Annotated in this window: 25 protein-coding genes; 11 read left to right on the top strand and 14 right to left on the bottom strand. The window is 39.0% G+C overall.

What is annotated here, in order from left to right; translation table 11 throughout:
* Positions 1-29: 29 nt before the first annotated feature.
* Positions 30-2,018, top strand: a complete 1,989-nt coding sequence (gene uvrB, locus E4661_RS11275) for an excinuclease ABC subunit UvrB (protein ID WP_136467373.1) — start codon at positions 30-32, stop codon at positions 2,016-2,018.
* A 94-nt stretch (positions 2,019-2,112) separates the two neighbouring features.
* Here the strand turns inward: uvrB and E4661_RS11280 are convergent, their stop codons facing one another.
* The 5 genes from E4661_RS11280 to E4661_RS11300 form a co-directional block, all read right to left on the bottom strand.
* The gene (locus E4661_RS11280) at positions 2,113-2,538 is read right to left on the bottom strand and encodes an Hsp20/alpha crystallin family protein (protein ID WP_136467375.1); all 426 of its coding nucleotides are present in this window, start codon (positions 2,536-2,538) and stop codon (positions 2,113-2,115) included.
* Positions 2,539-2,654: 116 nt separating this feature from the next.
* Positions 2,655-3,056, bottom strand: a complete 402-nt coding sequence (locus E4661_RS11285) for a TerB family tellurite resistance protein (protein ID WP_136467376.1) — start codon at positions 3,054-3,056, stop codon at positions 2,655-2,657.
* Positions 3,057-3,171: 115 nt separating this feature from the next.
* Positions 3,172-3,507 (bottom strand): hypothetical protein, encoded by a 336-nt coding sequence (locus E4661_RS11290; RefSeq protein WP_136467378.1) that lies wholly within the window; start codon positions 3,505-3,507, stop codon positions 3,172-3,174.
* Between the two features lie 361 nt (positions 3,508-3,868).
* Entirely contained in the window at positions 3,869-5,062 is a 1,194-nt protein-coding gene (sucC, locus tag E4661_RS11295) for an ADP-forming succinate--CoA ligase subunit beta (protein WP_136467380.1), read from the bottom strand.
* Positions 5,063-5,214: 152 nt separating this feature from the next.
* A complete protein-coding gene (locus tag E4661_RS11300; protein ID WP_136467382.1) occupies positions 5,215-5,853 on the bottom strand; it encodes an LON peptidase substrate-binding domain-containing protein in 639 nt (212 codons plus the stop codon).
* Between the two features lie 163 nt (positions 5,854-6,016).
* On the opposite strand from E4661_RS11300, the gene lysA reads away from it, so the two are divergent.
* The 3 genes from lysA to E4661_RS11315 all read left to right on the top strand — a co-directional run bounded on the left by lysA (position 6,017) and on the right by E4661_RS11315 (position 8,263).
* Positions 6,017-7,255: a diaminopimelate decarboxylase gene (gene lysA / locus E4661_RS11305; RefSeq protein WP_136467384.1), complete on the top strand. Its 1,239-nt coding sequence runs from the start codon at positions 6,017-6,019 to the stop codon at positions 7,253-7,255.
* 1 nt (position 7,256) lies between these two features.
* Positions 7,257-7,670 (top strand): DUF3995 domain-containing protein, encoded by a 414-nt coding sequence (locus E4661_RS11310; RefSeq protein WP_136467386.1) that lies wholly within the window; start codon positions 7,257-7,259, stop codon positions 7,668-7,670.
* Between the two features lie 68 nt (positions 7,671-7,738).
* Positions 7,739-8,263 carry a thioredoxin family protein gene (locus E4661_RS11315; RefSeq protein WP_136467388.1) on the top strand — a complete coding sequence of 175 codons (525 nt, stop codon included), beginning with the start codon at positions 7,739-7,741 and terminating at the stop codon, positions 8,261-8,263.
* A 3-nt stretch (positions 8,264-8,266) separates the two neighbouring features.
* On the opposite strand, the gene guaB is transcribed toward E4661_RS11315, so the two are convergent.
* The gene (guaB, locus tag E4661_RS11320; RefSeq protein WP_136467390.1) at positions 8,267-9,739 is read right to left on the bottom strand and encodes an IMP dehydrogenase; all 1,473 of its coding nucleotides are present in this window, start codon (positions 9,737-9,739) and stop codon (positions 8,267-8,269) included.
* Between the two features lie 138 nt (positions 9,740-9,877).
* Here guaB and E4661_RS11325 point away from each other — a divergent pair, with 138 nt between their 5' ends.
* The 6 genes from E4661_RS11325 (at position 9,878) to E4661_RS19070 (ending at position 14,224) form a co-directional block, all read left to right on the top strand.
* Entirely contained in the window at positions 9,878-10,228 is a 351-nt protein-coding gene (locus E4661_RS11325; protein ID WP_136467392.1) for a DUF6686 family protein, read from the top strand.
* A 157-nt stretch (positions 10,229-10,385) separates the two neighbouring features.
* Positions 10,386-11,612 (top strand): imelysin family protein, encoded by a 1,227-nt coding sequence (locus tag E4661_RS11330; RefSeq protein ID WP_136467394.1) that lies wholly within the window; start codon positions 10,386-10,388, stop codon positions 11,610-11,612.
* 114 nt (positions 11,613-11,726) lie between these two features.
* The gene (locus tag E4661_RS11335; protein ID WP_136467396.1) at positions 11,727-13,124 is read left to right on the top strand and encodes a di-heme oxidoreductase family protein; all 1,398 of its coding nucleotides are present in this window, start codon (positions 11,727-11,729) and stop codon (positions 13,122-13,124) included.
* A 9-nt stretch (positions 13,125-13,133) separates the two neighbouring features.
* The gene (locus E4661_RS11340) at positions 13,134-13,394 is read left to right on the top strand and encodes a hypothetical protein (protein ID WP_136467398.1); all 261 of its coding nucleotides are present in this window, start codon (positions 13,134-13,136) and stop codon (positions 13,392-13,394) included.
* Positions 13,391-13,927: an imelysin family protein gene (locus E4661_RS11345; protein ID WP_240751463.1), complete on the top strand. Its 537-nt coding sequence runs from the start codon at positions 13,391-13,393 to the stop codon at positions 13,925-13,927. Before E4661_RS11340 ends, E4661_RS11345 begins: the two co-directional genes overlap by 4 nt.
* 156 nt (positions 13,928-14,083) lie before the next feature.
* A complete protein-coding gene (locus E4661_RS19070) occupies positions 14,084-14,224 on the top strand; it encodes a hypothetical protein (RefSeq protein WP_168796364.1) in 141 nt (46 codons plus the stop codon).
* 35 nt (positions 14,225-14,259) lie between these two features.
* Here E4661_RS19070 and E4661_RS11350 read toward each other — a convergent pair whose 3' ends face one another.
* From E4661_RS11350 to E4661_RS11380, 7 genes are all read right to left on the bottom strand, one after another.
* Positions 14,260-14,727 (bottom strand): heme-binding domain-containing protein, encoded by a 468-nt coding sequence (locus E4661_RS11350; protein WP_136467402.1) that lies wholly within the window; start codon positions 14,725-14,727, stop codon positions 14,260-14,262.
* 14 nt (positions 14,728-14,741) lie between these two features.
* On the bottom strand, positions 14,742-17,189 hold the full coding sequence (locus tag E4661_RS11355) for a TonB-dependent receptor (protein ID WP_136467404.1): 2,448 nt from the start codon (positions 17,187-17,189) through the stop codon (positions 14,742-14,744).
* Positions 17,170-18,537 (bottom strand): HTTM domain-containing protein, encoded by a 1,368-nt coding sequence (locus E4661_RS11360; protein WP_136467406.1) that lies wholly within the window; start codon positions 18,535-18,537, stop codon positions 17,170-17,172. The genes E4661_RS11355 and E4661_RS11360 overlap by 20 nt, the downstream gene beginning before the upstream one ends.
* Positions 18,538-19,677, bottom strand: a complete 1,140-nt coding sequence (locus E4661_RS11365; protein WP_136467408.1) for an imelysin family protein — start codon at positions 19,675-19,677, stop codon at positions 18,538-18,540.
* Between the two features lie 120 nt (positions 19,678-19,797).
* Complete coding sequence (locus E4661_RS11370; RefSeq protein ID WP_136467410.1) at positions 19,798-21,084, bottom strand: DUF4856 domain-containing protein; 1,287 nt, start codon at positions 21,082-21,084, stop codon at positions 19,798-19,800.
* 132 nt (positions 21,085-21,216) lie between these two features.
* Positions 21,217-22,080 carry a hydroxymethylglutaryl-CoA lyase gene (locus E4661_RS11375; protein ID WP_136467412.1) on the bottom strand — a complete coding sequence of 288 codons (864 nt, stop codon included), beginning with the start codon at positions 22,078-22,080 and terminating at the stop codon, positions 21,217-21,219.
* 19 nt (positions 22,081-22,099) lie between these two features.
* Complete coding sequence (locus tag E4661_RS11380) at positions 22,100-22,726, bottom strand: LysE family translocator (RefSeq protein WP_240751464.1); 627 nt, start codon at positions 22,724-22,726, stop codon at positions 22,100-22,102.
* Positions 22,727-22,915: 189 nt separating this feature from the next.
* Between E4661_RS11380 and E4661_RS11385 the strand changes: the two genes are divergently transcribed.
* The gene (locus E4661_RS11385) at positions 22,916-24,991 is read left to right on the top strand and encodes a T9SS type B sorting domain-containing protein (RefSeq protein WP_136467415.1); all 2,076 of its coding nucleotides are present in this window, start codon (positions 22,916-22,918) and stop codon (positions 24,989-24,991) included.
* A gap of 22 nt (positions 24,992-25,013) precedes the next feature.
* On the opposite strand, the gene E4661_RS11390 is transcribed toward E4661_RS11385, so the two are convergent.
* A complete protein-coding gene (locus E4661_RS11390; protein ID WP_136467417.1) occupies positions 25,014-26,051 on the bottom strand; it encodes a quinone-dependent dihydroorotate dehydrogenase in 1,038 nt (345 codons plus the stop codon).
* Positions 26,052-26,083 lie beyond the last annotated feature (32 nt).

The raw sequence follows: 26,083 nt of genomic DNA on the forward strand, positions 1-26,083 counted from the left end.
TTAGTACTTCCCTTTAGTATTTTTATCACATGAAGTTTCAAGTAGTTTCAGATTTTAACCCCACTGGGGACCAACCCCAGGCCATTTCTGAATTGGTTAATGGAATCAATGAAAGTGAGCCACATCAAACCCTTTTAGGAGTCACTGGTTCGGGTAAAACGTTCACCGTTGCCAATGTTGTGGAGAGGGTTCAAAGGCCGACCTTGGTTTTGGCACACAACAAAACTTTGGCAGCACAGTTGTATTCTGAGTTCAAGCAGTTTTTTCCGAACAATGCAATTGAATACTTTGTATCGTATTATGACTACTACCAACCTGAAGCCTATATCCCCACTAGCGGATTATATATTGAAAAAGACCTTTCAATCAACGAGGATATAGAAAAACTGCGTTTAAGTGCCACTTCTTCTTTACTTTCTGGAAGAAGGGATGTATTGGTCGTAGCTTCCGTTTCTTGCCTTTATGGTATTGGAAATCCTATTGAATTCCAAAAAAATGTAATATCTATCCAAAGGGATCAGGTTATATCCAGAACGAAATTCCTGAAACAATTGGTGCAAAGTCTATATTCCCGTACTACTGCTGATTTTAGAAATGGAAACTTTAGGGTAAAGGGAGACGTGGTCGATGTCTTTCCAGGGTATGCTGACCATGCATTCAGGGTACATTTTTTCGGGGACGAAATAGAGGAAATAGAAGCACTTGATCCCTTCAACAATAAAGTAATCGAGGTGTATGATGCATTGAACATTTACCCTGCGAACATGTTTGTCACTTCCCCGGATATTCTTCAAAATGCAATTCATCAAATTCAAGACGATTTAGTGAAGCAAATAGACTATTTCAAAGAAATCGGCAGACCATTGGAAGCCAAACGGTTGGAAGAAAGAACGAATTTTGATTTGGAAATGATCCGCGAACTGGGGTACTGTTCAGGAATTGAGAATTACTCCCGTTATTTGGATGGGCGTGAACCAGGCACTCGACCCTTTTGTCTTTTGGATTATTTTCCGGATGATTATTTGATGGTCATTGATGAGAGTCACGTTACCATTCCACAAGTGCATGCCATGTATGGGGGAGACCGGTCTAGAAAAGAGAATCTCGTAGACTACGGATTCCGACTTCCAGCCGCCATGGACAACAGGCCATTGAAGTTTGAGGAGTTTGAAGCCCTCCAGAACCAAGTGCTATATGTTAGTGCTACTCCCGCAGATTACGAACTTCAGTTAAGTCAAGGTGTTTATGTAGAACAGGTGATTCGACCTACCGGACTGTTGGACCCAATAATCGAAGTCCGCCCAAGTATGAACCAAATTGACGATTTGGTTGAGGAAATTCAACAGCGGGTTGAACTGGATGAACGAACCTTGGTCACTACTTTGACCAAACGTATGGCCGAGGAATTGACAAAATATCTTTCTAGGATCAATGTGCGTTGCAGATACATTCACAGTGACGTGGATACCCTGGAACGCGTTGAAATTATGCAAGATTTACGAAAAGGACTTTTTGATGTTTTGATAGGAGTCAACTTACTCCGGGAAGGTCTTGATTTACCCGAAGTATCATTGGTGGCCATTTTAGATGCCGATAAAGAAGGTTTTTTAAGAAGCAACCGTTCTCTCACACAAACAGTGGGAAGGGCAGCTCGAAACCTAAATGGAAAGGCGATAATGTATGCTGATACCATCACGGAAAGTATGCAAAAAACTATTGATGAAACTAACTACCGAAGGGAAAAACAAATAAATTATAACAAGGAAAACAATATTGTTCCAAAGGCATTGAACAAGAATCTTGACAACGCACTAGCCAAGAATTCTGTATCTACCTACCATTTTCAAAAGGAAGAGCTAAGGGCAGCAGAACCCGATTTGGAATATCTTACCCAAGATCAAAAAGAAAAATTGATTCGTGAAAAGCGAAAAGCAATGGAAAAAGCAGCCAAAGAGCTTGATTTTATGGAAGCTGCCAAACTTCGGGACGAAATAAAAATGCTACAAGAGCAGGAATAAAAAAAGCCCCGCTAATGCGGGGCTTTCCTCAACTAACCAACTAAACCAACCATCATGAAAACACCCGAGCGGGTGCTCTTACAATTCGTTGTACCTACCCAATCGTAATTAAACGCTTGGGCTCAGGTAAAGCTTCCTCTTTTTTGGGAAGACTGACCTTTAAAATTCCATCTTCATATTTTGCATCGATTTTAGACCCATCGACGGTTTCGGGCAGGGTAAATGCTCTTTTAAAAGATGCATATGTAAACTCTTTTCGGGTGTAATTCTCCTTGGTTTCTTTGTTTTCGGATTTAGCTTCGCTGGAAATGGTAAGAATATCATTTTCCACTTCTACCTTAAAATCCTCTTTCGTCCCACCTGGCACGGCCAATTCAAGCTCAAAACCATCGGTATTATCCTTAATATTGACAGCGGGAATAGAAGTAGAGGAATGATTAATCCCTCCAAACCAATCAGGACTTAGAAAGTCATCCATTAAGGATGGGAAAAACAAATTATTTCTTTTTACTAGACTCATCGTAATCAAATTTTGTATTAAACATGTAAATCACGATGATATAGTCAAAGGCTGTACCAATAGGTTTTTTATGTCATTTTGACATTTTATTAACAAAAATTACTGTCAAAATGACATTAATTATAGTGTGCTTTGAAGATATTAATCAGCACACGAGCCGGAACAACCTTATTGGGGTACTTATGCATTACCTCCAACACCTGACCTATAGCTGACGGAGGAAGCCCCATTGCCAAACCTATGTTGTAGAGCGTATTGATTTCCTTTTTGTGCTGCTCTTGGTCAATGTTCATCAATAGTAAAAGCCTGTGAAATTGAACTATACGCTCACCTTGTGATTTAAGAGTAACTTTGGGAGATTTCTGTTTTAAAAGGCTTTCAAAAGTTTTTTTATCAACTCCTAGATTAGTAGCAACCCCGAGTAAAAACTCATATTCGGAATCCTTCAAGGTGTGATCAACCCTTGCAAAAGCTATCATTTCGGAAAGAATACTTAATTTTTCCTCGAAAGTTCCCATATTGTATTGTAGCTGATTCTTAATAAGATAACTCTAAAACCTTTGGTTTTAGTGTATAAAAAACCCTGAAACATTTCAGGGTTTTATCCAATACCTCCAAAAAGAGGTTTTGTATTTAAGATTTAAATCTAACAGGAAGCTTATAAATTTTACCTTCCCTAACCGGATTCATTTCCACCTTTTGATAGTTCAATCTACTTTTTAAATAATCTTCTAAAGCAGTATCTTCTGTATCAACGGAAAGCACAACTAATTCACCTTCTTTGTTCAAAGTAAAACGAATTTGGGCAGTTGTTTCATTTGATTTCAAAGCAATCGGGTTCTTTTTCAGTATCTCATAAATTTGAACCGAAAGACTTTTATGGGGATTAATTGCATCTGTGTCATTTGGGTAAGTTTTTGCACCAAATAACAGTAAAGCCAATACGGAAATCAACATTGTTTTTTTCATGATAATCTCTTTTTTTGATGTTTAATAAGATTTGTGTGTTAAAGCATGCGGTATTGTAGATAAGAACGTTTCTTTATAAAGACAGCACAAACTTAGTATCAATCTTACCATGGATACAAGCGTTGAATTCACATTTAACCAACGGTTAAACTAGCTAACCCTAAGCTAATATTTTGATTTTTCAGGATGTAAATCCATTCGATGACAATCCTATCTTGAGAAGCTTCCCTTCTTTGGAAGATAATCAGCAAAACCATGAAAAATTGCCAAATTAAAAATGTAAGAAAATTGTATCACCAAAAAAGAAAAAAGGCAACGTTAAATAAACGTTGCCCTTTCATATTTCTTTAAGAAGTATTTTTTATCCCAATACTTCTTTCACTTTATCTGCAGCTTCCTGGAATTGAACAGCCGAGTGTACCGCCAATCCTGAATTATCGATAATTTCTTTGGCCAATTCGGCATTTGTCCCCTGCAACCTAACGATAATAGGAACTTGAATAGCATCTCCCATATTCTTATAGGCGTCAACAACACCTTGTGCCACACGATCACAACGTACAATTCCACCAAAAATATTGATAAGGATAGCCTTAACATTTGGATCTTTCAATATAATTCTAAAAGCTTCTTCTACTCGCTTTGCGTCAGCCGTACCCCCAACGTCAAGGAAGTTCGCAGGTTCACCACCAGCCATTTTAATCAAATCCATAGTAGCCATAGCCAAACCAGCACCATTTACCATGCATCCCACGTTGCCATCCAAATCAACATAGTTAAGACCTACTTCTCGAGCTTCAACTTCAATAGGGTTTTCTTCCCGAAGGTCACGCATTTCAGCATAGGGTTTTCTTCTATATAATGCGTTATCATCAATGGAAACCTTGGCATCAACAGCCATTATTTTATCATCAGATGTTTTTAGAACAGGGTTTATCTCGAACAAACTTGCATCGCTTTCTTCATAAGCCCTATAAAGTGCCGATACAAACTTCACCATTTCCTTAAAAGATGCACCGGACAAACCTAGATTAAAGGCAATCCTTCTTGCTTGAAACGGCAATAACCCTGTAGCTGGGTCAATCTCTTCAGTAAAAATCAAGTGAGGTGTTTTTTCGGCCACCTCTTCAATATCCATTCCACCTTCAGTGGAATACATTACCATATTGCGCCCAGTCGCCCTGTTCAACAATACAGACATATAAAATTCATTGGTCTCACTATCACCAGGATAATAAACATCTTCCGCAATAAGCACTTGATGTACTTTTTTACCTTCAGCAGAAGTTTGCGGGGTAATCAGGTTCATTCCGATGATTTGACCAGACAGTTCCTCCACTTCTTTCAGGTTTTTGGCCAACTTTACACCACCACCTTTACCTCGTCCTCCGGCATGCACCTGAGCTTTGATTACGTGCCACCCCGTTCCAGTTTCCTGAGTAAGTTGTTTGGCGGCGTCCACAGCTTCTTTTGCATTGCGGGCAACAATACCTCGTTGAATTCTAACTCCAAAGCTGGCTAAAATTTCCTTTCCTTGATATTCGTGAAGATTCATTTGTGAATTAACTTTTTATTGGGGACAAAAATAGAAAACGACTTTGACAAATTGAGTATGAAAAAGGAATAATTGGGTTTGGGGCACGGGAAAAACAAGTACAACTTCAAAACGGCCCACGGACTGCTTATTACCATCTGCTGATAAAAGGATTACATTTTAAAATCCTCAAAATCCAGAGGGTCAAAATTCTTGAAATGGCCATTCATTTCAATAATTCCCTTAGTTCTATTGATTTGACTCAACACAGTCGTGGTTGTTTCTAAATGCTCTTTAATAAAACGTAATCTTTCCACTTCGCTTGAAATTTGAAGTAATCGGTACTCTTGCTCAAACGAAAGTCCCATTTTATGTGCCAATGTATAGCTATTGAATTGTTTCTCCGGAATTTTAGTAAAAGGGACATCCATCAGCCCATATAAATCCTCCAGCATTTTTAGCACTTCGGTTCGCAATACCTCATCAGAAGTGTTTTCAGAATCTAAAAACTCCACATCTCCTCCGGCATATAACTTTCCTTCCATCTGATTTTCAAAAGATAGGACTCTAAAGACCTGCCGTGCGACACAAACTACATCCATTTCCCCATTTTCATAGGTGGTGACAACCTCGGCCAGCTGCACTTCTGTTCCGTGAGCTATGGTGTTGTTTATAAATACAGGTATTCCAAACGTAATAGCTTCTTCCCTACAATCTCGAATAAGTTGCTTATAACGCTCTTCAAAAATATGTAGTGGAACTGTTTCGCCCGGAAAAAACACGGTTTGTAATGGAAATAGGGGTAGCTTCATGCTGCAAATTTGAGTTAAATTTACGATGCCGACCTGAAAGGAGCAAGCTTAAACAAAGCTATTTGTTATTTTTAAAACAAATTGTTATATTAATATGATTTGATGTCATATTCTTGTAAACTTTGATAACAACGTATAGATTTGCTTTAAAGTAAGATGACCTATGAATTCTCGAAACTTATTGAAACTAGCCGATCAATTTGGTGCTCCATTATATGTATATGATGCTGAAAAAATTACATCGCAATTTCAACGATTGACCAATGCCTTCTCTGGCGTGAATAGCTTAAGGCTGAATTATGCGGCCAAAGCCCTTTCCAATATTTCTGTCCTAAGATTGATGAATAGCTTAGGCGGTGGCTTGGACACGGTTTCCGTTCAAGAGGTTAAGCTAGGGCTGATGGCAGGTTTCAAACCTGAGTCCATTATTTTTACACCTAATGGGGTTTCTTTGGAAGAAATAGAAGAAGCTTCTGCCCTAGGAGTCCAAATCAACATTGACAATCTTTCAATTTTGGAACAATTCGGGAGTAAACACCCAGATGTTCCCGTATGTATCCGAATTAATCCGCACGTAATGGCCGGAGGAAATTCCAAAATATCTGTTGGACACATCGATTCAAAGTTCGGGATAAGCATTCATCAGATTCCGCATTTGCTGCGCATTGTGGAGTTGACCAAAATGAACATCAACGGTATCCATATGCATACAGGGAGTGATATTTTGGATATTGATGTTTTCCTTTATGCTTCGGAAATTCTGTTTGAAACAGCCAAAAATTTCAAAAACTTAGAGTTCATCGATTTCGGAAGCGGTTTTAAAGTCCCTTATAAAAATGGTGATATTGAAACCAATATTGAAGAGCTCGGAAAGAAACTAGGAGATCGATTCAATGAATTTTGCAAAAATTATGGCAAGGAACTGACCCTTGCCTTTGAACCAGGTAAATTTTTGGTAAGCGAAGCAGGTCATTTTCTTGCAAAAGTAAATGTGGTGAAGCAAACAACCTCTACCGTTTTTGCAAGTGTGGATTCAGGCTTTAATCACTTGATTCGGCCAATGCTCTACGGATCTTCGCATGAAATCATCAATTTGTCAAACCCAAAGGGTAAGGAACGTTATTATTCGGTTGTTGGTTATATTTGTGAAACGGATACTTTTGGTAGTAACCGCAGAATCAATGAGATTTCTGAAGGCGATGTTCTATGTTTTAAAAACGCAGGAGCTTATTGTTTTACCATGTCAAGTAACTACAACTCCAGATATCGTCCGGCAGAAGTACTTTGGCACAAAGGAAAAGCCCATCTGATTCGTCAAAGGGAAACTTTTGATGATATCCTCAGAAATCAGGTTGACGTAAAAGATTTATTTGAAACCCCTAAAGCCGCCGCTATTAAATAGGATGGATGTACTGGCCATATTGCTTTCAATTGTTCTAATCACTTTGGCCATACTCCATTTTTTTTGGGCAATATTTGGCATAAAAGAGCCAGAGGCTGTGCTTCCAACCCCAGTGGGAAGCAACAAAGTAAAAACTCCCGGTAAGATTGTCGCAATTCTTGTAGGTATTATTCTGTTGGGTTTTGCATTTGTATTCATCAATAAGGTTGTCCATTATGTTGAATTTCCGTGGTTACGGTATGTTTCCATTGGTATCGGAGTGGTCTTTATTGTCCGGGCTCTAGGTGATTTTAAATATGTTGGTTTTTTTAAAACTGCTAAGAACAGTAAGTTTTCTGCTCTGGACACTCGTTACTACTCCCCCTTGTGTTTGCTTATGGGCATACTCATTCTAATTCTTGAATTGTTCACCTGACACTATTTTGGCATAATTTTCGTTAGTTTTGGTATAGTCACTGGACTAAACCCTCAAAATAAAAAGCTATGAGCGCAGTTTCTACCTACTTTACTCAAATCAGTTTATTTCTTTTTTTATTAGTTGGATTCCAAACACATGCCCAAAAGGTAGATTGGTTAAGTTGGGATGAAGCAGTTCAATTGTCCCAAACCGATGCTAATCCGAAAAAGATATTTATTGACGTGTATACAGACTGGTGCGGATGGTGCAAAAAGATGGATAAGGACACTTTTCAAAATCCAGAAGTAGCTTCCTATATGAAGGAGAATTTTTATATGGTAAAATTGGATGCCGAGGGTAAGGACCCGATTGAATACAAAGGAAATACTTTTAAATTCGTGCCTTCGGGCAGACGCGGATATCATGAGTTTGCCGCAGCGCTTTTGCAGGGCAAAATGAGTTACCCAACTGTAGTATTCCTTGATGAAAAACTAAATATGCTCTCCCCTGTTCCCGGATACCAAAAGGTAAAGCCATTCATGCAGATTGCACGTTACTTTGGAGATGACATCTACAAAGACAAGGATTGGCAGACCTATGCGGGCAAGTAAAACCTATCTACTATAATTAGGGCTTTCTTTTGTAATCGTTACATCGTGAGGATGGCTCTCGTTGATACCACTTGCAGTAATCTTGACAAACCTTCCACTTTCCTTCAAGGTTTCTATATCTTTTGCCCCGCAGTAACCCATACCGGCTCGTAATCCGCCCACAAATTGATGGATACTTTCGAAAAGCTCACCTTTATAGGGCACTCTTCCTACTATACCTTCAGGAACCAGCTTTTTGATGTCATCCTCCACATCCTGAAAATAACGATCCTTACTTCCTTCTTTCATAGCTTCAACTGAGCCCATCCCTCGATAAGACTTGAACTTTCTTCCTTCATAAATAATGGTCTCACCAGGAGATTCCTTGGTTCCAGCCAATAAAGACCCTAACATTACGGTATCTGCTCCAGCAGCAATAGCCTTAGGAATATCTCCAGTGTAACGAATTCCTCCATCAGCAATAACTGGAACACCACTTCCTTTTATGGCTGCCGCTACTTCCAGAACAGCCGAAAATTGTGGAAATCCGACCCCTGCCACCACTCGGGTAGTACATATTGAACCAGGTCCAATTCCAACCTTAACGGCGTCAGCTCCCGCTTCTACAAGATATTTTGCAGCTTCTCCTGTTGCAATATTTCCAACAATGACTTCCAATTCAGGAAAAGATTTCTTTACAGCCTTCAACACTCCTACAACGCCTTGTGTATGTCCGTGAGCAGTATCAATTACTATAGCATCAACACCTGCATTGACCAATGCTCCAGCCCTATCCACTGCATCAGCGGTAACACCAATAGCAGCAGCAACACGTAGTCTACCATATTTATCCTTGTTGGCAATAGGTTTTTGTGTCAATTTTGTAATGTCCCTAAAGGTAATTAACCCAACTAACTCATTATTATCGTTTACTACCGGAAGCTTTTCAATTTTGTTCTTCTGCAAGATTACCTCAGCTTCTTCCAAAGAAGTCCCCTCACCAACGGTAACCAAATTTTCAGAGGTCATGACATCACCTATAGGTCGGTCGTTGTTTTTTTCAAACCGAAGGTCACGATTGGTAACAATGCCTATCAATTTCTTTTCCCCATTTACAATCGGGATTCCACCAATACTGTGCTCTTTCATACTTGCCTTGGCATGCCTTACAAGTGAATCTAAAGGAAGCGTTACCGGATCCATGATCATACCACTTTCTGCACGTTTCACCTTTCGTACCTTAATGGCCTGTTGCTCAATGGTCATGTTCTTATGCAGCACCCCAATACCACCTTCACGAGCCATCGCAATAGCCATTTGCGATTCTGTGACCGTATCCATTGCTGCGGATACTATCGGTACATTAATGGTGATGTTTCTGGTAAACTTCGTTTGGATATTGACCTCTCTGGGAAGTACTTCGGAATATGCGGGCACGAGTAGGACATCGTCATAGGTTAGTCCTTCGCCAACAATTTTATTTAGGTGGGCTTCCATTGCAATTACGGATTAATTGCGTGCAAATATACCACTTTTAATTCAAGTTAAGGTGAATTGGGTGTTTAAGGTATTTTAACATTATTTTTATTTAGACTTATTATAAATAATAAATATATTTACACCAAAATATTCTCTATGTGCGGGCCTCTTAAGATTCTAAGCCAAACCAAAAATGGTACATTAACATTTTGTGATAGAAGTAAGCTTTTTCAGCTGGTTTACAACAATCTATGTTTTGAACTTTATGAATGGGAACTAGACTCATTAAAATCCTATATTTCACAAGTTGATATCTCATATTGGGAAAATGAGTTTAAAAACTGGATACATGAACGAAAAATTCCCATTTCAGTTGGGCAAAAACATTTTATCATCATCGTAAGCAAGAGAGAAATCCTTGAGATAAAACGTCTCCTATCAATAGACTTAAAACGAATAGAGTTTTTAGACTCTGCAGATATCAATTATAGGTTTATTGAAAACTGAGCTCTTGCGCCGTATAAACTAAAATGCAAACAACATCCCTAGTGCAAATTTTAACACCCCCCTATTCAAATATTTTCAATTTAAATTTTGAATTATAAAATACGTAGTTCTATATTTGCGCCTTGTTCATTATTTTAAATAAGTCTAAATAAAAAATATGAAAAAAATCAAGACACTAGCCTCTTATGCCCTCTTCGGCTTACTAATTACATCCTGTTCCAGCGATGACGATAACAATGGTGGCGAAGAAACACCAAGCATAACCCAAGCTGAAGTAATTGCCAATCATGCGAACATTGTTTACCAATCATACTTAGACAGCTACAATGCAGCATTAACTATGCAGACAGCCATTAATGACTTTGTTGATAATCCAACACAAGAAGGTTTTGATGCGGCTAAAGAAGCTTGGCTAGCAGCAAGGGAGCCCTACGGTCAAACCGAAGCCTACCGTGAAACGAATAGTCCTGTCGATGTAGACGAGAGCGGTTCATCTCCTTGGGGAATTGGCAATGAGGGCCAAATGAATGCTTGGCCTATAGATGAGAGCTATATTGATTACGTTGCTGTTGGAACGGAATCACATGCGGGTGATTATGCAAGCATCATTTCGGATGCAAACATTACAATTGATGAAGCTACATTGGCTCAACTCAATGAAGAGGAAAATGACAAATCCATTAGTACAGGATGGCATGCTGTCGAATTTTTACTATGGGGACAAGACAATACAAGCCCTTCGGATGATTTGCCAGGTCAGCGTGAGTTTACGGATTACACAACAGCTGACAACGCTGACAGACGCGGAGAATATTTGAAAGTATCTACGAGCCTGTTGATTAATGACCTTAAAGATTTAGTTGACACCTGGAACACAGGTGGAGCATATAGAACTATTTTTGAAGATTTGGATGAAGCAGTCGCTCTTAAACAACTTATCAATGGGGCGTTCTTTATCGCTGGTGATGAATTGAGTGCAGAGCGCATGATTGCTCCTGTTGACTCTACAGATGGAATTGATAATTCTGGTCAGGAAGACGAACATTCTTGTTTCTCTGATAATACGCACAGAGATATATTTGCTAATACCGCAGGTGTTTACAATGTAGTATTTGGAAAGTATGGTGACATATCAGGTTCTTCGTTTTACGATTTGGTAAAGCAAGAAGATGAAGCCCAAGCTGCAAAACTAAAAGAAGCAGCTGATGAGGCTATTGCCAAGGTAAATATCATTGCAAATAATGCCCAACCCTTTGATTTCTTGATTACGCAAGAGTCTTCTACGGATGCTACTTTTGGCCCTGTAATGCAGGCCGTTGTCGCCCTTCAGACTTGGGGAGATGAAATCAGTGCCTCAGCTTCAGTTATAGGTATCAATTTATAATAAAAAAAGCCTTTGGAGTGGCACAAGAATTTGAGCTACTTTTGATTCAAAAGTACCATAACTAAAAAAATCCCAACGGCCACTCGTTGGGATTTATGGGTTTATGAAATGACAATGAGAAGAATCTTAATTGGTTTTCTAACTATATGTTTTCTTGGGTGTTCCAATGATGACAATGGACTGATTCCTGTCCCTGAAACTTTATATGAAGAGGGAGAAGAATTTCTTTCAGGGTCTTTGGGCACAAATTCCACAAGTGCCAACGCATTTGGTTTTGAAATCCCTGGCCTCACTTTTCAAGAACAGGCCCGGTTCGCTACTGGAAATTCCCTATTCAATCAATCATGGGTTTCCTCGCCAGCTTCCACAACAGCAAGGGATGGTCTCGGCCCTACATTTAATGCCCGATCTTGTGCCGGCTGTCATTTTAAGGATGGACGCGGAAAACCCTTGGTCAATGGAGAAAATTCAAGTGGTTTTTTAATGCGGGTCAGCATTCCAGGCCAAGATACCAACGGTGGACCACTTGGTGTCCCAAATTATGGTGGACAGATACAGGATAGAAGTAACAATGGAATCCCATCCGAAGCAAAGGTAATGGCAACATATGAAACCATTAGTGGTACTTACCCCGATGGCACAACATACGAGCTCCTAAAACCGATATATAACTTCTCGGATGAACAATTTGGTTTATTAACTGGTGTGCTAACATCTCCTAGAGTGGCACAACAAACCATAGGCATGGGATTAATAAGCGCATTACCAGATAGTGAAATCTTAAAATATGTAGACGAGTTTGACAGTGACGGTGATGGTATTTCTGGCAAGGCAAATTACGTTTGGAATCCCGATAGCAATGAAGAAGATCTTGGTAAATATGGCTGGAAAGCGAATGCCCCAACCCTTAAGGTACAGATAGCTGGTGCTTTCCATGGAGATATGGGCTTAACCACTTCTATTTTTAGTCAGAATAATTGCCCAAGTCCTCAGCAAGATTGCCAAGAAGCTCCCAATGGGGGCGAACCAGAAGTAACAGATGACCAACTTGACCGTGTGTTGTTTTATCAGGAAACCCTAGCAGTTCCTAATCGCAGAAACTTCATGGAAGAGTCTGTTTTAAAAGGAAAAGTTCTATTCAATAATCTTAACTGTATTGGTTGCCATACTATTGATCAAGTAACAGGAAGTTTTCCCAACAATCCATTATTGGAAAATGTAACCATACGACCTTATTCTGACTTTTTGTTACACGATATGGGAGAAGACTTAGCCGATGGTCGACAAGATTTTTTGGCTAGTGGTACGGAATGGCGGACGCAACCTCTCTGGGGAATTGGATTAATTGCCACAGTAAACGATCATACTTTTTTCTTACACGATGGGCGTGCCAGAAGTGTAGAAGAAGCCATCCTATGGCATGGTGGTGAAGCCGAACGCAGCAAACAGGAATTCGTAAACCTAACAGCTGACGAAAGACAACAACTAATAGATTTCATCAATTCACTTTAAAATCTTAACATGAAAAAATTGACTTCATATTTATCAATCTTATTGTTGATATTGGCAACAGCATGTAATTCATCAAATGGTGAAACAAGCACGGATGAGATCTTCGATATTAAGGAATTGCTGAATGTAATAACCACCGAAACTATTCTTCCGACTATTGAAGAATTTAATGCGCGAGTCAAATCATTTGATGGATTGGTCAATATATATATATTAGTAATCCATCTGAATCTAACTTATCTGACCTTCGAAACCATTGGATTCAGATGACACGTGCTTATGAAAGCACTTATAATTTCCATATCGGAATGGCAAGAGCTCGATTCTTACATCAAGCCATTTACAACTGGCCAACAGTTGCAACAGCTCTTGAAGATTTTATTGCCAATAACGAGGTGACTGAAGAAACCCTTGCCCCTATTAGTCCCCAGATTAAAGCTTTGGCCGGCATCGAATATCTTCTTTTTAAATCCGATGTTACCACTACAAATCAAGAATTTGTTGACAATGCGAAACGTAGGGATTATCTCAAATATTCATCTTCCTTCTTAATTTCACAGGCGGACCGTTTGTTAAACATTTGGGCAGAAGATGGTGAAGATTATGCAAATACTTTTATCAATAGTAATGCTACAGGTATAGACGGTTCTTTCAATTTGTTTTTCAATGGGCTATATAATTCCATTGATACCGGAAAAGTGACTAAGATTGGTAAGCCCGCCGGATTGGAGAATTCGCCAAATTCAAACCCCGATATTGTTCAAGCTCCCTATAGTGGTCAATCTCTTGCCCTGCTTATGTAAAGTGTCGAAACTTCAGAAAAAGCCTTCTTTAGCCAAGATGGGACTGTAGATATTTCCGATTATATCTTTTTTGTAGCCAAAGACAATGTACTAAACGACGAAATTAAGACGGCCTTTGCCAAGGTAAAAGAAGATATACGGGCCATACCCGGTACTTTGAAGGAAGCTGTAATCGACAACCCAACTGAAGTGGCCGCATTGCATACAAGCCTAACCAGATTATCAGTATTGATTAGCACAGATGCCAGAAGTATGCTTTCTATAATAGTAACATCCACTGATAACGATGGAGATTAGACAGAGCAGGCTATTATAATATAACAATCACCCCTTTATTTACCTTCCATTTCACGCTTGTAGGATAATCGAACTTTTTTACCCCATTCGATGATTTTCTCTTTTTCACCATCTGATAGATTTCCGTGTATCCATGTATAGGAGTCCTCAGGCATTTTGCCCTCTTCAACTTCTTCAACAAACTCCTCCATCTTGTGCTCCTTCTTTTCAATATCAAACGAAGCCCAATCCGATACATTAAAGTGCTCTTTTCCTTCTTCAATATGGCCATCAATCCAATATGAAATAGGTGCTACCTCAGCATACCACGGATACTTTGTATTGTTACTATGGCAGTCGTAACATTTGCTTTCCAGAATAGTAACGATTTCGGCACTTGCTTGTGTCTCACTTTCAAAAAATGCTGCTATCGGTTGGTCGGCAATATTCTTTTCTGGACGGAAAAATTGAATGATTACCAAAACAATCAACAAAACAATCAGTACTTTCTTAATTACTTTCATCAGGTGTTATTTTTTCAAAGTTTTACTTGGAGCGTTGTATAAAACGTTCTGGGATCCGCCGGTATTATTCCAGGACCAGGATACCCTGTTGCCCTTCGGGTAAAGTACGAATTATCCAACACATTATTGATTCCAGCTTCCAATTTAAACTTTTTATAGGTATAAGATAATGAAACATCCATAATACCATAGGCAGGTAATTCTCCTATAATACCAGCACCAGGCTCAGAAGAGGTGGTGGAAGGCAATGAGTTTTGTGGGTCGTTAAATTGACGCGAGAGATAAGTATATTGTACGGAGGAAAGAAAATCCTTATAGCCAAAGTTAACTCCTGTTCGCAAATTTATGGCAGGAATATGTTCCACTTCCTTTCCCTGAACATTATTAATATCCGATTTTATATACTCAGATGCCGTTAAGGCCAGATTGGCAAAAAGATTTAGTTTTAAATCCTCAGAACTGTTCAAAAATGTTTCTCTGAGATTCCAGTCACCAAGTAGCTCAAGGCCATAAATGACCGCAGTACCCGCATTATCCGTTAAGTTCCTCACCCTATTTTGATCATCTACAAAAGGAATTGTTCTCGATATCCTATTATTATAATAGAGCAAAAAACTGCTCACATCATAAGCCAAAATCTCTTTGAACCTACCCCTTGCCCCAACATCTGCCGTAAAGCCTTCCTCATCTTCCAAATCTTCACTAATCACTTGTGAAGGGTTTACCACCCGCAAATCATTAAAAGTAACGGAACGGTAGTTTTGCGATATATTGCCATACAGTTCAACGCTCTGATTCAATTTATACGAAGCACCTAATCCCAAAAGCACAAAAGAACGCTCCAAATCATTCTCCTCATCTGTTACTCGGGTTTCCAATACATTCCCTGCCAAATCAGTAAATATCTCGGTAAAGTTACCATTGGCAGATGTTTTTATATACTCAAAACGAAAACCAGGGGTAAGGGAAAAGCGATTGCTCAAATTAAATATATTCTCACCAAAAACAGCCAAATTCAAATTAGGAAAACTGTATGTGGATTTTCTTGGAAAAGCTGGAAATTCTTCGTCCGCAAAAACAAAATCAGGACCTGTTGTGGCCGGTCCGGCACCCTGAAGCTGTTTATTAAAGGCTTGATAATATTTAGAACCAATCAAAAAAACAGCATCTTTTGTCCCAATTTTATATCGGGATAGCAAACGAGCCTCTGCTCCCCAATTCTGAAAATCATCAATCAATAACTCTCGTTCACTGCCATCATCTATGATATCTACTCTATTTTGACGAAAACCCAAAGCCTTACGAGAGGCATCCAATGCAAATAGATTAAAACTAAGGTCAGTTGCTGTAGAAAAACTATGGTCTAAGCGTAGCGAACCTAACTTCCAGTCAATTTCAAACCAGTTTCGTTCCCTATTGGAAAATGTAGGGTCTTCGTTAAATTGTGAGTCTGTCAATCCTCCTGGCTGTTGGGCCAAATAATCCAAGATGGTAGCTTCGAAAGTGATCTTGGTTTTCTCAGAAATGTCATATCCAAAATGTCCATGGTAATTTCTTGCATTGAAATTGGAATTTGGACGAAAGCCATCACCTTCTTTGTAATTAAAATAATTGTAATAGCTAAACTTTCCAGAAGTGCCACTTAAACTATTAAAACTAGTGAACAAACCATTTGAACCCAAGGTCTGTCTGGATATCAATTCTATTTTCTTATTTGGATTCGGAGGTTTAAACTTAAAATTAATCAACCCTCCAAATTGTGTTCCATACTGCAAGGATGCAGCCCCTCGGACTACTTGTATTTCCCTTAGTGCTTCAGCAGGAGGAGTATAGTAACTTTCTGGATAGCCTAGAACATCTGCACTAATATCATAACCATTTTGGCGAGTATTGAAGTTTGCTGTCCGGTTTGGATCCAAACCTCGCCCACCAATATTCAATTGTAGACCGGCATCACCATTGTCATAAATATTGAGTCCAACAACCTGCCCATAAATTTGACGTGCATTGTTTGCTGCCAAATTTCCAGTGATTAGATCAACTGCCACTATTTCGGTTTTCTTACCCGCATAAATGGCAGTACCTTCAACCTTTTTAAGTTGTTGCAGCCTAAATACTTTCTCACGTTCTTTAGTTAAAACTACTTCTGACAGTTGTTCTCCCAAAGGTTGTAAAGTGATATTAAGTGACATATCCCCGTTAATCTCAACGGGTTGCTCATATACTTGAAACCCGAAGGTAAACGCCACAATATTGTATTTTCCGGATGGGATATTACTAAATTGAAAATTACCGGTTTCGGAGGTTGCTTCCAATTGTTGCAGTTCTTTAATGTAAACTTCGGTTTGCGCCAACGGTTCACCAGTTGAATCAGTTACCTTGCCCGAAAAACTGCTTTGTCCCCAAGCAATCGAAACAAACAAAAAAAGAAAAATGGTGTTTTTAAATCCCTTTGATTTCATCCTTAAATGGTAATATCCACGTTTTGTGTTTAAATGAATCTTTTTCTTGCCCTAAATCAATATTGGGGTCAATATATGGTTGACTCAATCTCCCGTTCAATGCCACATAGCATTCAACATATATCCCAATATTTTGGTGCCCATCTTTTTCAAAATGTTGTTTGAGATAATGGGCATATTCTACAATAAAGTCAGGTTGGAAGGACATTTGCTTTTCCTGAAAAGGAGTCAAAAAATCTGAATTGTCCACATAAAACCATTTCCCAGTTTCTTTGTTTACAATTTTGAATTGGGCGTAACCCGATTTTTCCATAAGCATTACACGCCATGAGAAACGATACCCTTCTTCTGTCCAGAACAATTCTCCCGGGTACAATAGATACCGCCATGGAAAAAGCAACTGAATGGCAAAAAACAGGATCAGTACGCCGTAGTTTAATTGGTTGACCAGATTTTTCCCATAAACCAACGCCTTTCCATTATCAAATATTTTTTTGTTGACCTTTATTATGTTGGAAATAATGCGCAATATTTTGTGATGTAAACGGTCATCAAAAAAGATAAGTGCGGACACGATCATGATATACGGAAACATTCCTATTGGAAATAAAATTCTCGTTAACACATGAAAAAACACAACCAAAGCAAAACCTAAATAACGTGTCCTGCTCCATAACAGCAAAAAGGGAATCATCAAATCATAGATTGTACCTCCCCAACTAAGGACATAATGCACCCACTCTTTTGTCAATAAATCTCCAATAAATGGTATATCGAATTTGGAAGGCAACCAAATCTTTAGTGGCATTGCCTTAAAAAGCCAATCGGAGTTTAGTTTTGCAACACCCGCATAAAAGTAGACTACACCCAGCATTAACTTTACACAGTCAATGGTCCATTTTGGTATACGCTGAAAAGCAACTTTATAGTTCTTTTTTGCATCCCACGAAAAATAGGCATTGGCCGGCAAAAAAAACATCAAGAAAGATAGGGCACTTATAAAGTAGTAATGATTCAAATATGTGGTCTTGTCCATTAATTCGATATAGGTGAAGGACAAAAAGAAGATTAAAATGGAGAATCGATATTTGTATCCTATTGCCACCCCAATGGAAGCCAATCCACAAATAATAAAAATAATATAGGTAATGGAACCGAGTGGTTTTACCCATTCAAATCCGTAGTAAGAAAAATGAAATTTAGGATTAAGATAAAGTGTTTCAATCCATCCGTTTGCCCAAAAGCGGACAATACTCCCTAACATCATTATCCCGAAAAAAATACGAAAGACCGCCAATGGGGCGGCCTCGACTTTTTTCTGCAGGTATTTGTTAAGGTTCAAAACCATTTAATCACCATCCGCATCAACAAAATCAATGCTTATACTCATCGCGGAGACCATGTCTACTTTTAACAAGGGTACTACTTTTTGGACCTCATCATAAGCACGGAACATATCTACCGCAGGATTATTGGTTTCAATTTCCGTTTTAAAATCCCCCAAACCAGTAACAGCATCCCTAGCTGAATCCATTTGGTCATTAATACGTTTTGAAAGGTCTTCGCCTTCTTTTACAGTATTTAACGCATTTAAGTAGGAGGCCAAGCTTTCTCCGGTAGTAGTAGAATCAAAGTGTTTACCGTTAAAAAAATCCTGAACGGCAGTCAAACCTTCCAAAAACATGGACTTACTTAATTCTGGCTTATATAAAACCTCAACGGTATTAGGTGTTTGGTCTCCAGAAAATGCACCCAACGGAATTCCCATTTTACCAGCTCGCAGGAATTTTTCAAAATAAAAGATATAGTCATTGACATATCGGTCAACCGAAGCTGTTGCCGAGGAACCATCATTTTCTACAAATGTATTTCGATATGTACCTTCCCACTCTGAAACCACTCCATCGGTAAGTGTTATCATATCGGTCAACAATGCGGCTATATAATCCAAAGTGTTTTCTGCTTCGGTACCACTAGACCATCTAGCTACCAAATCCGTATCGTTTTCCTCTAGACCATTCAGAAGATAATCCAAAGCCGGAAAGCCCTTTGTATCTCTATTAGAGGGCAATGAAAGATCATATGTTCCTGAGGAAATATTGGATTCAATCACCTCGATATCGGTAGGATAAGTATTCACATTTAAACGATAACCAACAGATTCTGCTGGGCCAATTTCAAACATTGAAACTGTTTGCCAAGCGGTATAGGCATTTACCCAAGCAGTTCTAAGTGCCTCGAGGTTCGCTACCGTTTTATCTGCAGAAAAAGTTTCGAAGGCTGCATTGAGGTTCGAAAGTTCTGATTGAAAAGCTTTATAGGAAGGTATAATAATGTTATCAGCCCAATTGACCAACATGGCTCCCCTATCGAAAGTTACCGGAACACCATCATCATCAGTTCCACCTGTGTCACCACCTGAACCGTCTGACGAACATGCCCAAATCACCAGAAAAATTGCAATTGTGAGGTACCAATATTTTTTCATCGCAATTATTTTTATTTATTCTAATTAAATAGCGCCCAAAGATAGCAAAAGAGGTGGGATTCAACCAAAACCCACCTCTTTTTGTTAGATTATATTTTAAAAGAATCTAAAAACCTTTTTCTAACTGCCGGCTTGTGCAACGGTAAAGTCAAATTCATCAGCTATAGATTGTGAAATAGTTTCTAATGTAGCTGGTGCAACATCCCAAAGTCCATTATCGCCATCATCCATTAAATCCGTTAGGAAAGCATCCACTTCAGCTTTTGTAAAGTAAGGGTCATTTGAATTCGGCTTACGCGTAAACTGCAAACTATAGATAAATCCATACCCCTCAGATAAATCATGGAACGCTGTACCATATTGGGGAGTAGCTTGATCTATAGCATTTTTACCTTGTTGTAAATAATACACCGCTCTAATGCCGATTACCTTTGAAATCAATTCTCTGATAATTTCAGCTTGCTCATTTCTAACGGTATAATCTTTAGCCACAATTGCTGCACGTCCCAATTTCAGGGCCTGGAAAATATCATCGGCTATACCCGCAAAATCATCATCCCCTTCCACACGACCGATGTATTTATTCAAGAAGCTATCATCATCTCCAATAGTTGGTCTTGGATCGGCCAAATCCTGAGCTGTTCCAAAAGCATAGCCATAGGCTTCGTCCCAATCATGTTCCATATCGGTGTAGTTTTTGCCGTCAACTAAGGTTCCATCATCGTTGGCCTCCTCAAACTGATCCAATACATCAGAACTTATATAATTATTAAGCATTTGATCAACCATTAAGGCTCCAATCAAGGATTTATTGAAAACTTGATTCATTTCCAATCCTTTTCCGGTAACATATCGAGTGGATCCGCCATCTGCAATTTGTCCGGCGGTTCCAGCTACCGCAGCGGTATTCCAATTTGGAAACACTACATCAACTTGGGTTTCAATCCACCCTCCAAAATCTTCTCTAATCAATGCTTGATCCGTTGCATTGTTGGAAAAGAAGTCAAAAGAGGCAGCCGTTTTACCCCTAACACTTTTATCTGAAGCATTTAAATCAGGGTCTGAGAAGTCATCTTCACCCTCAACGTGGGCGAACATAGCATTTAAAACTTCTTTGTTAGTGGTCTCATCCTTAAGTTTATCAATAATTTCTTGCGACATCAAAATTCGGGTAGTTTGTCCCCCAAAACTTACTGAACTTTCGCTATTTCTTTCAAAAACATAAGTTGTTGGATTCTCGATTGCAATCTGGCAAGGTTCACATGCACTTCCTCCACAATCAACTCCCGTTTCATCTCCATTTTGGATACCATCACTACAAGTAGGGTTTACACCAGAATCATCGTTGGAGCACGAGGCAATTAATCCAACTGTAATACCCAACACAAAAAGTCTTTTCAATAACATTTTTTAAGTTTATTTAGATTAAATGTAAATAGTTGTATCGGGCAAATATATTGCGCACTAACCTCATTGGCAAATTAATTTAGACTTAATTTAAATAAATTTTAAGATTTCGTTTTTTGAATTCCAAAAGAATCAATGGTAGGCGGAAAACAGTTCCGTAGCTTTGTTATATGCTGCCTCAAAAACCATCCAATTGACACTTGAGTCGGCTTTTTGGGAAGTGAAGTAGGATAACATCTTTTCCGTAGGCATGTTTCCAGTAAGCTCATCCTTGGCCATAGGACAGCCACCAAATCCTTGGACAGCACCATCAAAACGTCGGCACCCAGCTTTATACGCCGCATCAACTTTCTCATGCCATTTGCTTGGAGTCGTGTGTAAATGCGCTCCAAATTCAATATCGGGATATTTGGAAATTAGATTCGAGAACAAATAGTTGATGACCTCGGGGGTAGAACTCCCGATGGTATCAGAAAGGGAAAGTATTCTTGTTCCCATTGCAGCCAGCTTTTCGGTCCACTCCCCTACAATGTCTACATCCCATGGGTCTCCATACGGATTTCCAAACCCCATAGAAATATAGGTGACAACTTCCTTATTATTTGTATGTGCAATCTCTAAAATACTTTTTAAAGTATCTACTGATTGAGCAATGGTTTTATGTGTGTTTCGCATTTGGAAATTCTCGGAAATCGAGAAGGGATATCCCAAATAATCAATGGTTTTATGTTTGCATGCATCAATAGCTCCTCTAGTGTTTGCCACAATGGCCAAAAGCTTGCTGTTGGTCTTAGATAAATCCAATCGTTCTAGCACTTGGGCCGTATCGACCATTTGGGGAATGGCCTTGGGGGAAACAAAAGAACCAAAATCAATAGTATCAAAGCCACATCCTAAAAGTGATTGGATATATCTTGCTTTTTCCTCAGTAGGGATAAAGGTCTTGATGCCTTGCATGGCATCTCTTGGACATTCTATTAGCTTCACTTTTGACATTGCCAATGTAAAATTACCACTATTTATCCGATACAAGTAGGTAAAGTGCAATTCCAACAAAAACCACAATCTGAACCCATTTAAGATAGAATCCCGTTTTCGGATTCCTTAAAAGATATTCGGAGATAGCTCCTGCGAGAACGGCTATTGCTCCGAAAATGACGAACGCTACTAACATGAACAACAGACCAAGCACATAAAATTGAAGTACCGTACTCAACTCATCACTAAACAAAAAACCAGGAAAAAAGGCTAAAAAGAAAATCGTAACCTTAGGGTTCAATACATTCATGGTAAATCCTTTCCAGAACAATTTGCCCATTCCTTTTAGGGATTCTTTCTTTTGGCTTAGCGAAACTTTTGAATCACTTTTATATACCATGATTGCCAAATACAGTAAATAAGCCGCTCCAAAAAGTTTAATCCCCCAAAAGAGGACATCACTTCTTTTAATAATTTCTGAAACACCAAACGCTAATAGGGTCGTATGCACCAAACACCCACTTACAAGCCCTAAAACAGTTGCAAGTCCTGATTTTACACCATTGGAAATACTTTGTCCAAGAACAAAAATATTATCCGGCCCAGGAGCTATGGCCAACGCAGCCGATGCAACTGCAAACGCAATCAAAATTTCGTAGTTCAATCTTACTTTCTTAAAAATGTGAAAAGTACAAAATATCAGATATCCATTCTGCTTGTTCTTTGGTTTTGACATTTCGCCATACAGCCATAATTTTTGATAATTAGCGAATAGGACCATGGACTTGTAACCTTTCAAAGAATTACCATTATATTTATCCTTGCTCGGTTAACTTGTAACGAGCATAGCATTGTGAAAAAGAAACTATTTCCGCTTATATTAATATGTTGCTCATGGCTTGTCTCCTTTGGGCAAATTGTTGTGGACCCAAACTATACGGTTGAACGTTTGGTGAAAGAAGTTTTGGTAAATAGCAGTTGTGCTGAAACTTCAAATTATAAATTCTTTACTGGTTCTGAGTTCAATATAGATGGGATTGGTTATTTTAATGCAAACGGGAGTAACTTTCCATTCCAGGAAGGCATTGTAATTTCTACTGGTAACGCTACAGATGCCGAAGGTCCAAATGTAGACCTGAAAACCTCTGGTTCTTTTGAATGGGCAGGAGACAGAGACCTATCCGATATTACCAGAATACCCAACCTTTTTAACGCTTCTTACATTGAATTTGATTTTGTTCCTAAGACCAACAGGATAAGTTTCAATTTTCTTTTTGCTTCTGAAGAATATTCAGATGCTTTTCAGTGTGTTTATTCTGATGTTTTTGCCTTTATTTTAACCGATTCTAGCGGAAGGTCAACAAATTTGGCATTAGTTCCTGGGTCTAATGCCCGTGTTTCGGCCACAAGCATACGTCCTGGTGTGGATGGAATGTGCAATCCGCAAAATGAAGCTTTTTTTGGTGGGCTAAACGGCCCTTCTTCTGATATTTCCATGTCTGGGGAAACAAAAAGCATGGTTGCTCAATCGGAGGTAATCGCCGGAGAAACCTATACCATAAAACTGGTAATCGCAGACAATTTGGATGCGGAATTGGATTCTGCAGTATTTCTCGAAGGTGGTAGCTTTTCCATTGACGTATCCCTAGGAGATAGTAGAACTGTAAAAAGCGGCAATCCATTGTGCGAGGGGGAAGTTTTCAATATGGATGCCACCGCTTCTGGCGCACAACACTATAGATGGTACAGAAATGGAACACGACTGACCCATTTTGACGACAGACCTACTATTTCAGTATCCAACGGTGGAACCTATAACGTAGAAGTAGAATTTTCACCCACCTGTATTTCTGGTGGAGAGGTGGAAATAGAGTTTATAACACCTCCGCAACTATCCCAACCTCCAATGGATATCAACATTTGTGATTTTGACGACACAGGTGGAGAATTGACCGATTTAACTGAAAACACCTCCTTACTTCTTGGGAATCAAAACGCGGAAATCTATCAGGTTTATTATTACCTATCCCGTGAGGATGCTGAAAACTTCCGAAATCAGATTCCTGAACCAAGTAAACATCTCCTCAACCAATCCGTAGAAACCATTTATGCCCGAATTTCTTCAGGAGAAAGTTGTTATGAAATTACATCGTTTAACATCTATCTGCATCAACTCAATTTTTCGCACAGCTTACAAGAAGAATATGTTTTGTGCCTCGATAGTAATGGAACTCCCATTGAACCTAGCCCTCGATTGGAAACCAATCTTTCGATTACGGACTACTCATTTACTTGGTATTTAAATTCAATTGCCCAAGAAAATCTTTTGGCCGGTGAAGAGCAACCATTTCTTATTCCCTCCCAAAAAGGAATTTATTATGTAGTTGTTAGGAATCGATTGTACGATTGTGAAATACCAATTTCCACCACTGTAATCACCTCTGAACCTCCCGCCGTATTTGAGATCAACATGCTGAGCGAACTATTTTCAAACAACCATGAGGTTGCTATAAATGTTGAAGGGGAAAGCACATATTTGTTTAGTATGGACAACCTAATCTTCGGCGACAATCCTGTTTTTTCCAATCTCGCTCCGGGTGAACATACAGCCTATGTTCAAGATTCCAACGAATGTAGTATAGTATCTAAAAAGTTCCTTATTGTTGATTACCCTCGTTTCTTTACGCCCAATGGAGATGGATATAATGATACTTGGAGCATTGTCGGCCTGTTCGAAATTGAAAATCCTGAAATCACCATTTTTGATAGGTACGGCGTTATCCTGTATCGGTTTGATAACGATATAGGATGGGATGGCACTGTGAGAGGAAATAAAGCCCCTTCAACAGATTACTGGTTTAAATTGTCCTATGATACCGAAGATGGTATTAGAAAAGAATACAAAAGTCATTTCACTTTGAAACGATAAAAAACCGTTGCTGGAGCCACTTTTAAGAACGTTCCAAAATTGTCTTATTGATATTTTTGACCAACGCTGGTCCTTCGTATACAAAACCGGTATAAAGTTGAATCAAATCTGCACCCGCATTTATCTTTTCTAGTGCGTCCTCAGGTGAATGTATTCCCCCCACACCAATAATTGGAAAAGCCTTGTTGCTTTTTTCAGCTAAAAACCGAATTACTTCCGTACTCCTATTGGTTAAAGGTTTTCCACTAAGACCTCCCTTTTCTTCAGTCATAATAAGGTGCGACTTTAATCCTTCCCTTGAAATTGTGGTGTTCGTTGCAATAACACCATCAATTTTCGTGTCCTCTACTATCGAAATAATATCCATTAGTTGATCATCACTCAAATCAGGCGCGATTTTTAGTAGTATTGGTTTTTCTTTTTGGGAAGTCTTTTTAGCCTGCTTGCCGTTTTGTCGTTTTAATTTCTTCAACAGATGCGTCAAAGGTTCTTTATCCTGAAGTTCTCTTAGGCCAGGTGTATTAGGTGAACTTACGTTTACCACAAAATAATCAACATGATCAAAAAGTGCTTCAAAGCATATCAGATAGTCTTTTATTGCATTTTCATTGGAGGTCACCTTATTCTTACCAATATTGCCTCCTATCAAAACCCGGTGTTCTTTTTTCAATTGTTCTACTGCTTCAAAAACCCCTTTGTTATTGAACCCCATTCGGTTTATGATTCCTTGGTCATCCAACAATCGAAACAGCCTTTTCTTAGGGTTTCCTTCTTGAGGTTTAGGAGTCAATGTCCCTATTTCCACAAAACCAAAACCAAAGTTGGACAGCTCATTGTACAATCTTGCATCCTTATCAAAGCCAGCAGCCAAGCCGACAGGATTCGAAAATTTCAATCCAAATACTTCGCGTTCAAGCCTTGGATCCTTAATCATCCAAATTTTTCGAAAAAGTGGCCCAAACCCCAATCGCGAAAGTGTTTTTATGGCAGTAAAAGAAAAATGGTGTGCAGTCTCAGCATCGAGCAAGAAAAGTAGTGGACGAATAAGGAGCTTGTACATCTAAAAAATTTTGAACAAAAATATAAACTCTT

Origin of the sequence: Flagellimonas onchidii (assembly GCF_004804315.1) — a bacterium.
GTDB lineage: Bacteria > Bacteroidota > Bacteroidia > Flavobacteriales > Flavobacteriaceae > Flagellimonas > Flagellimonas onchidii.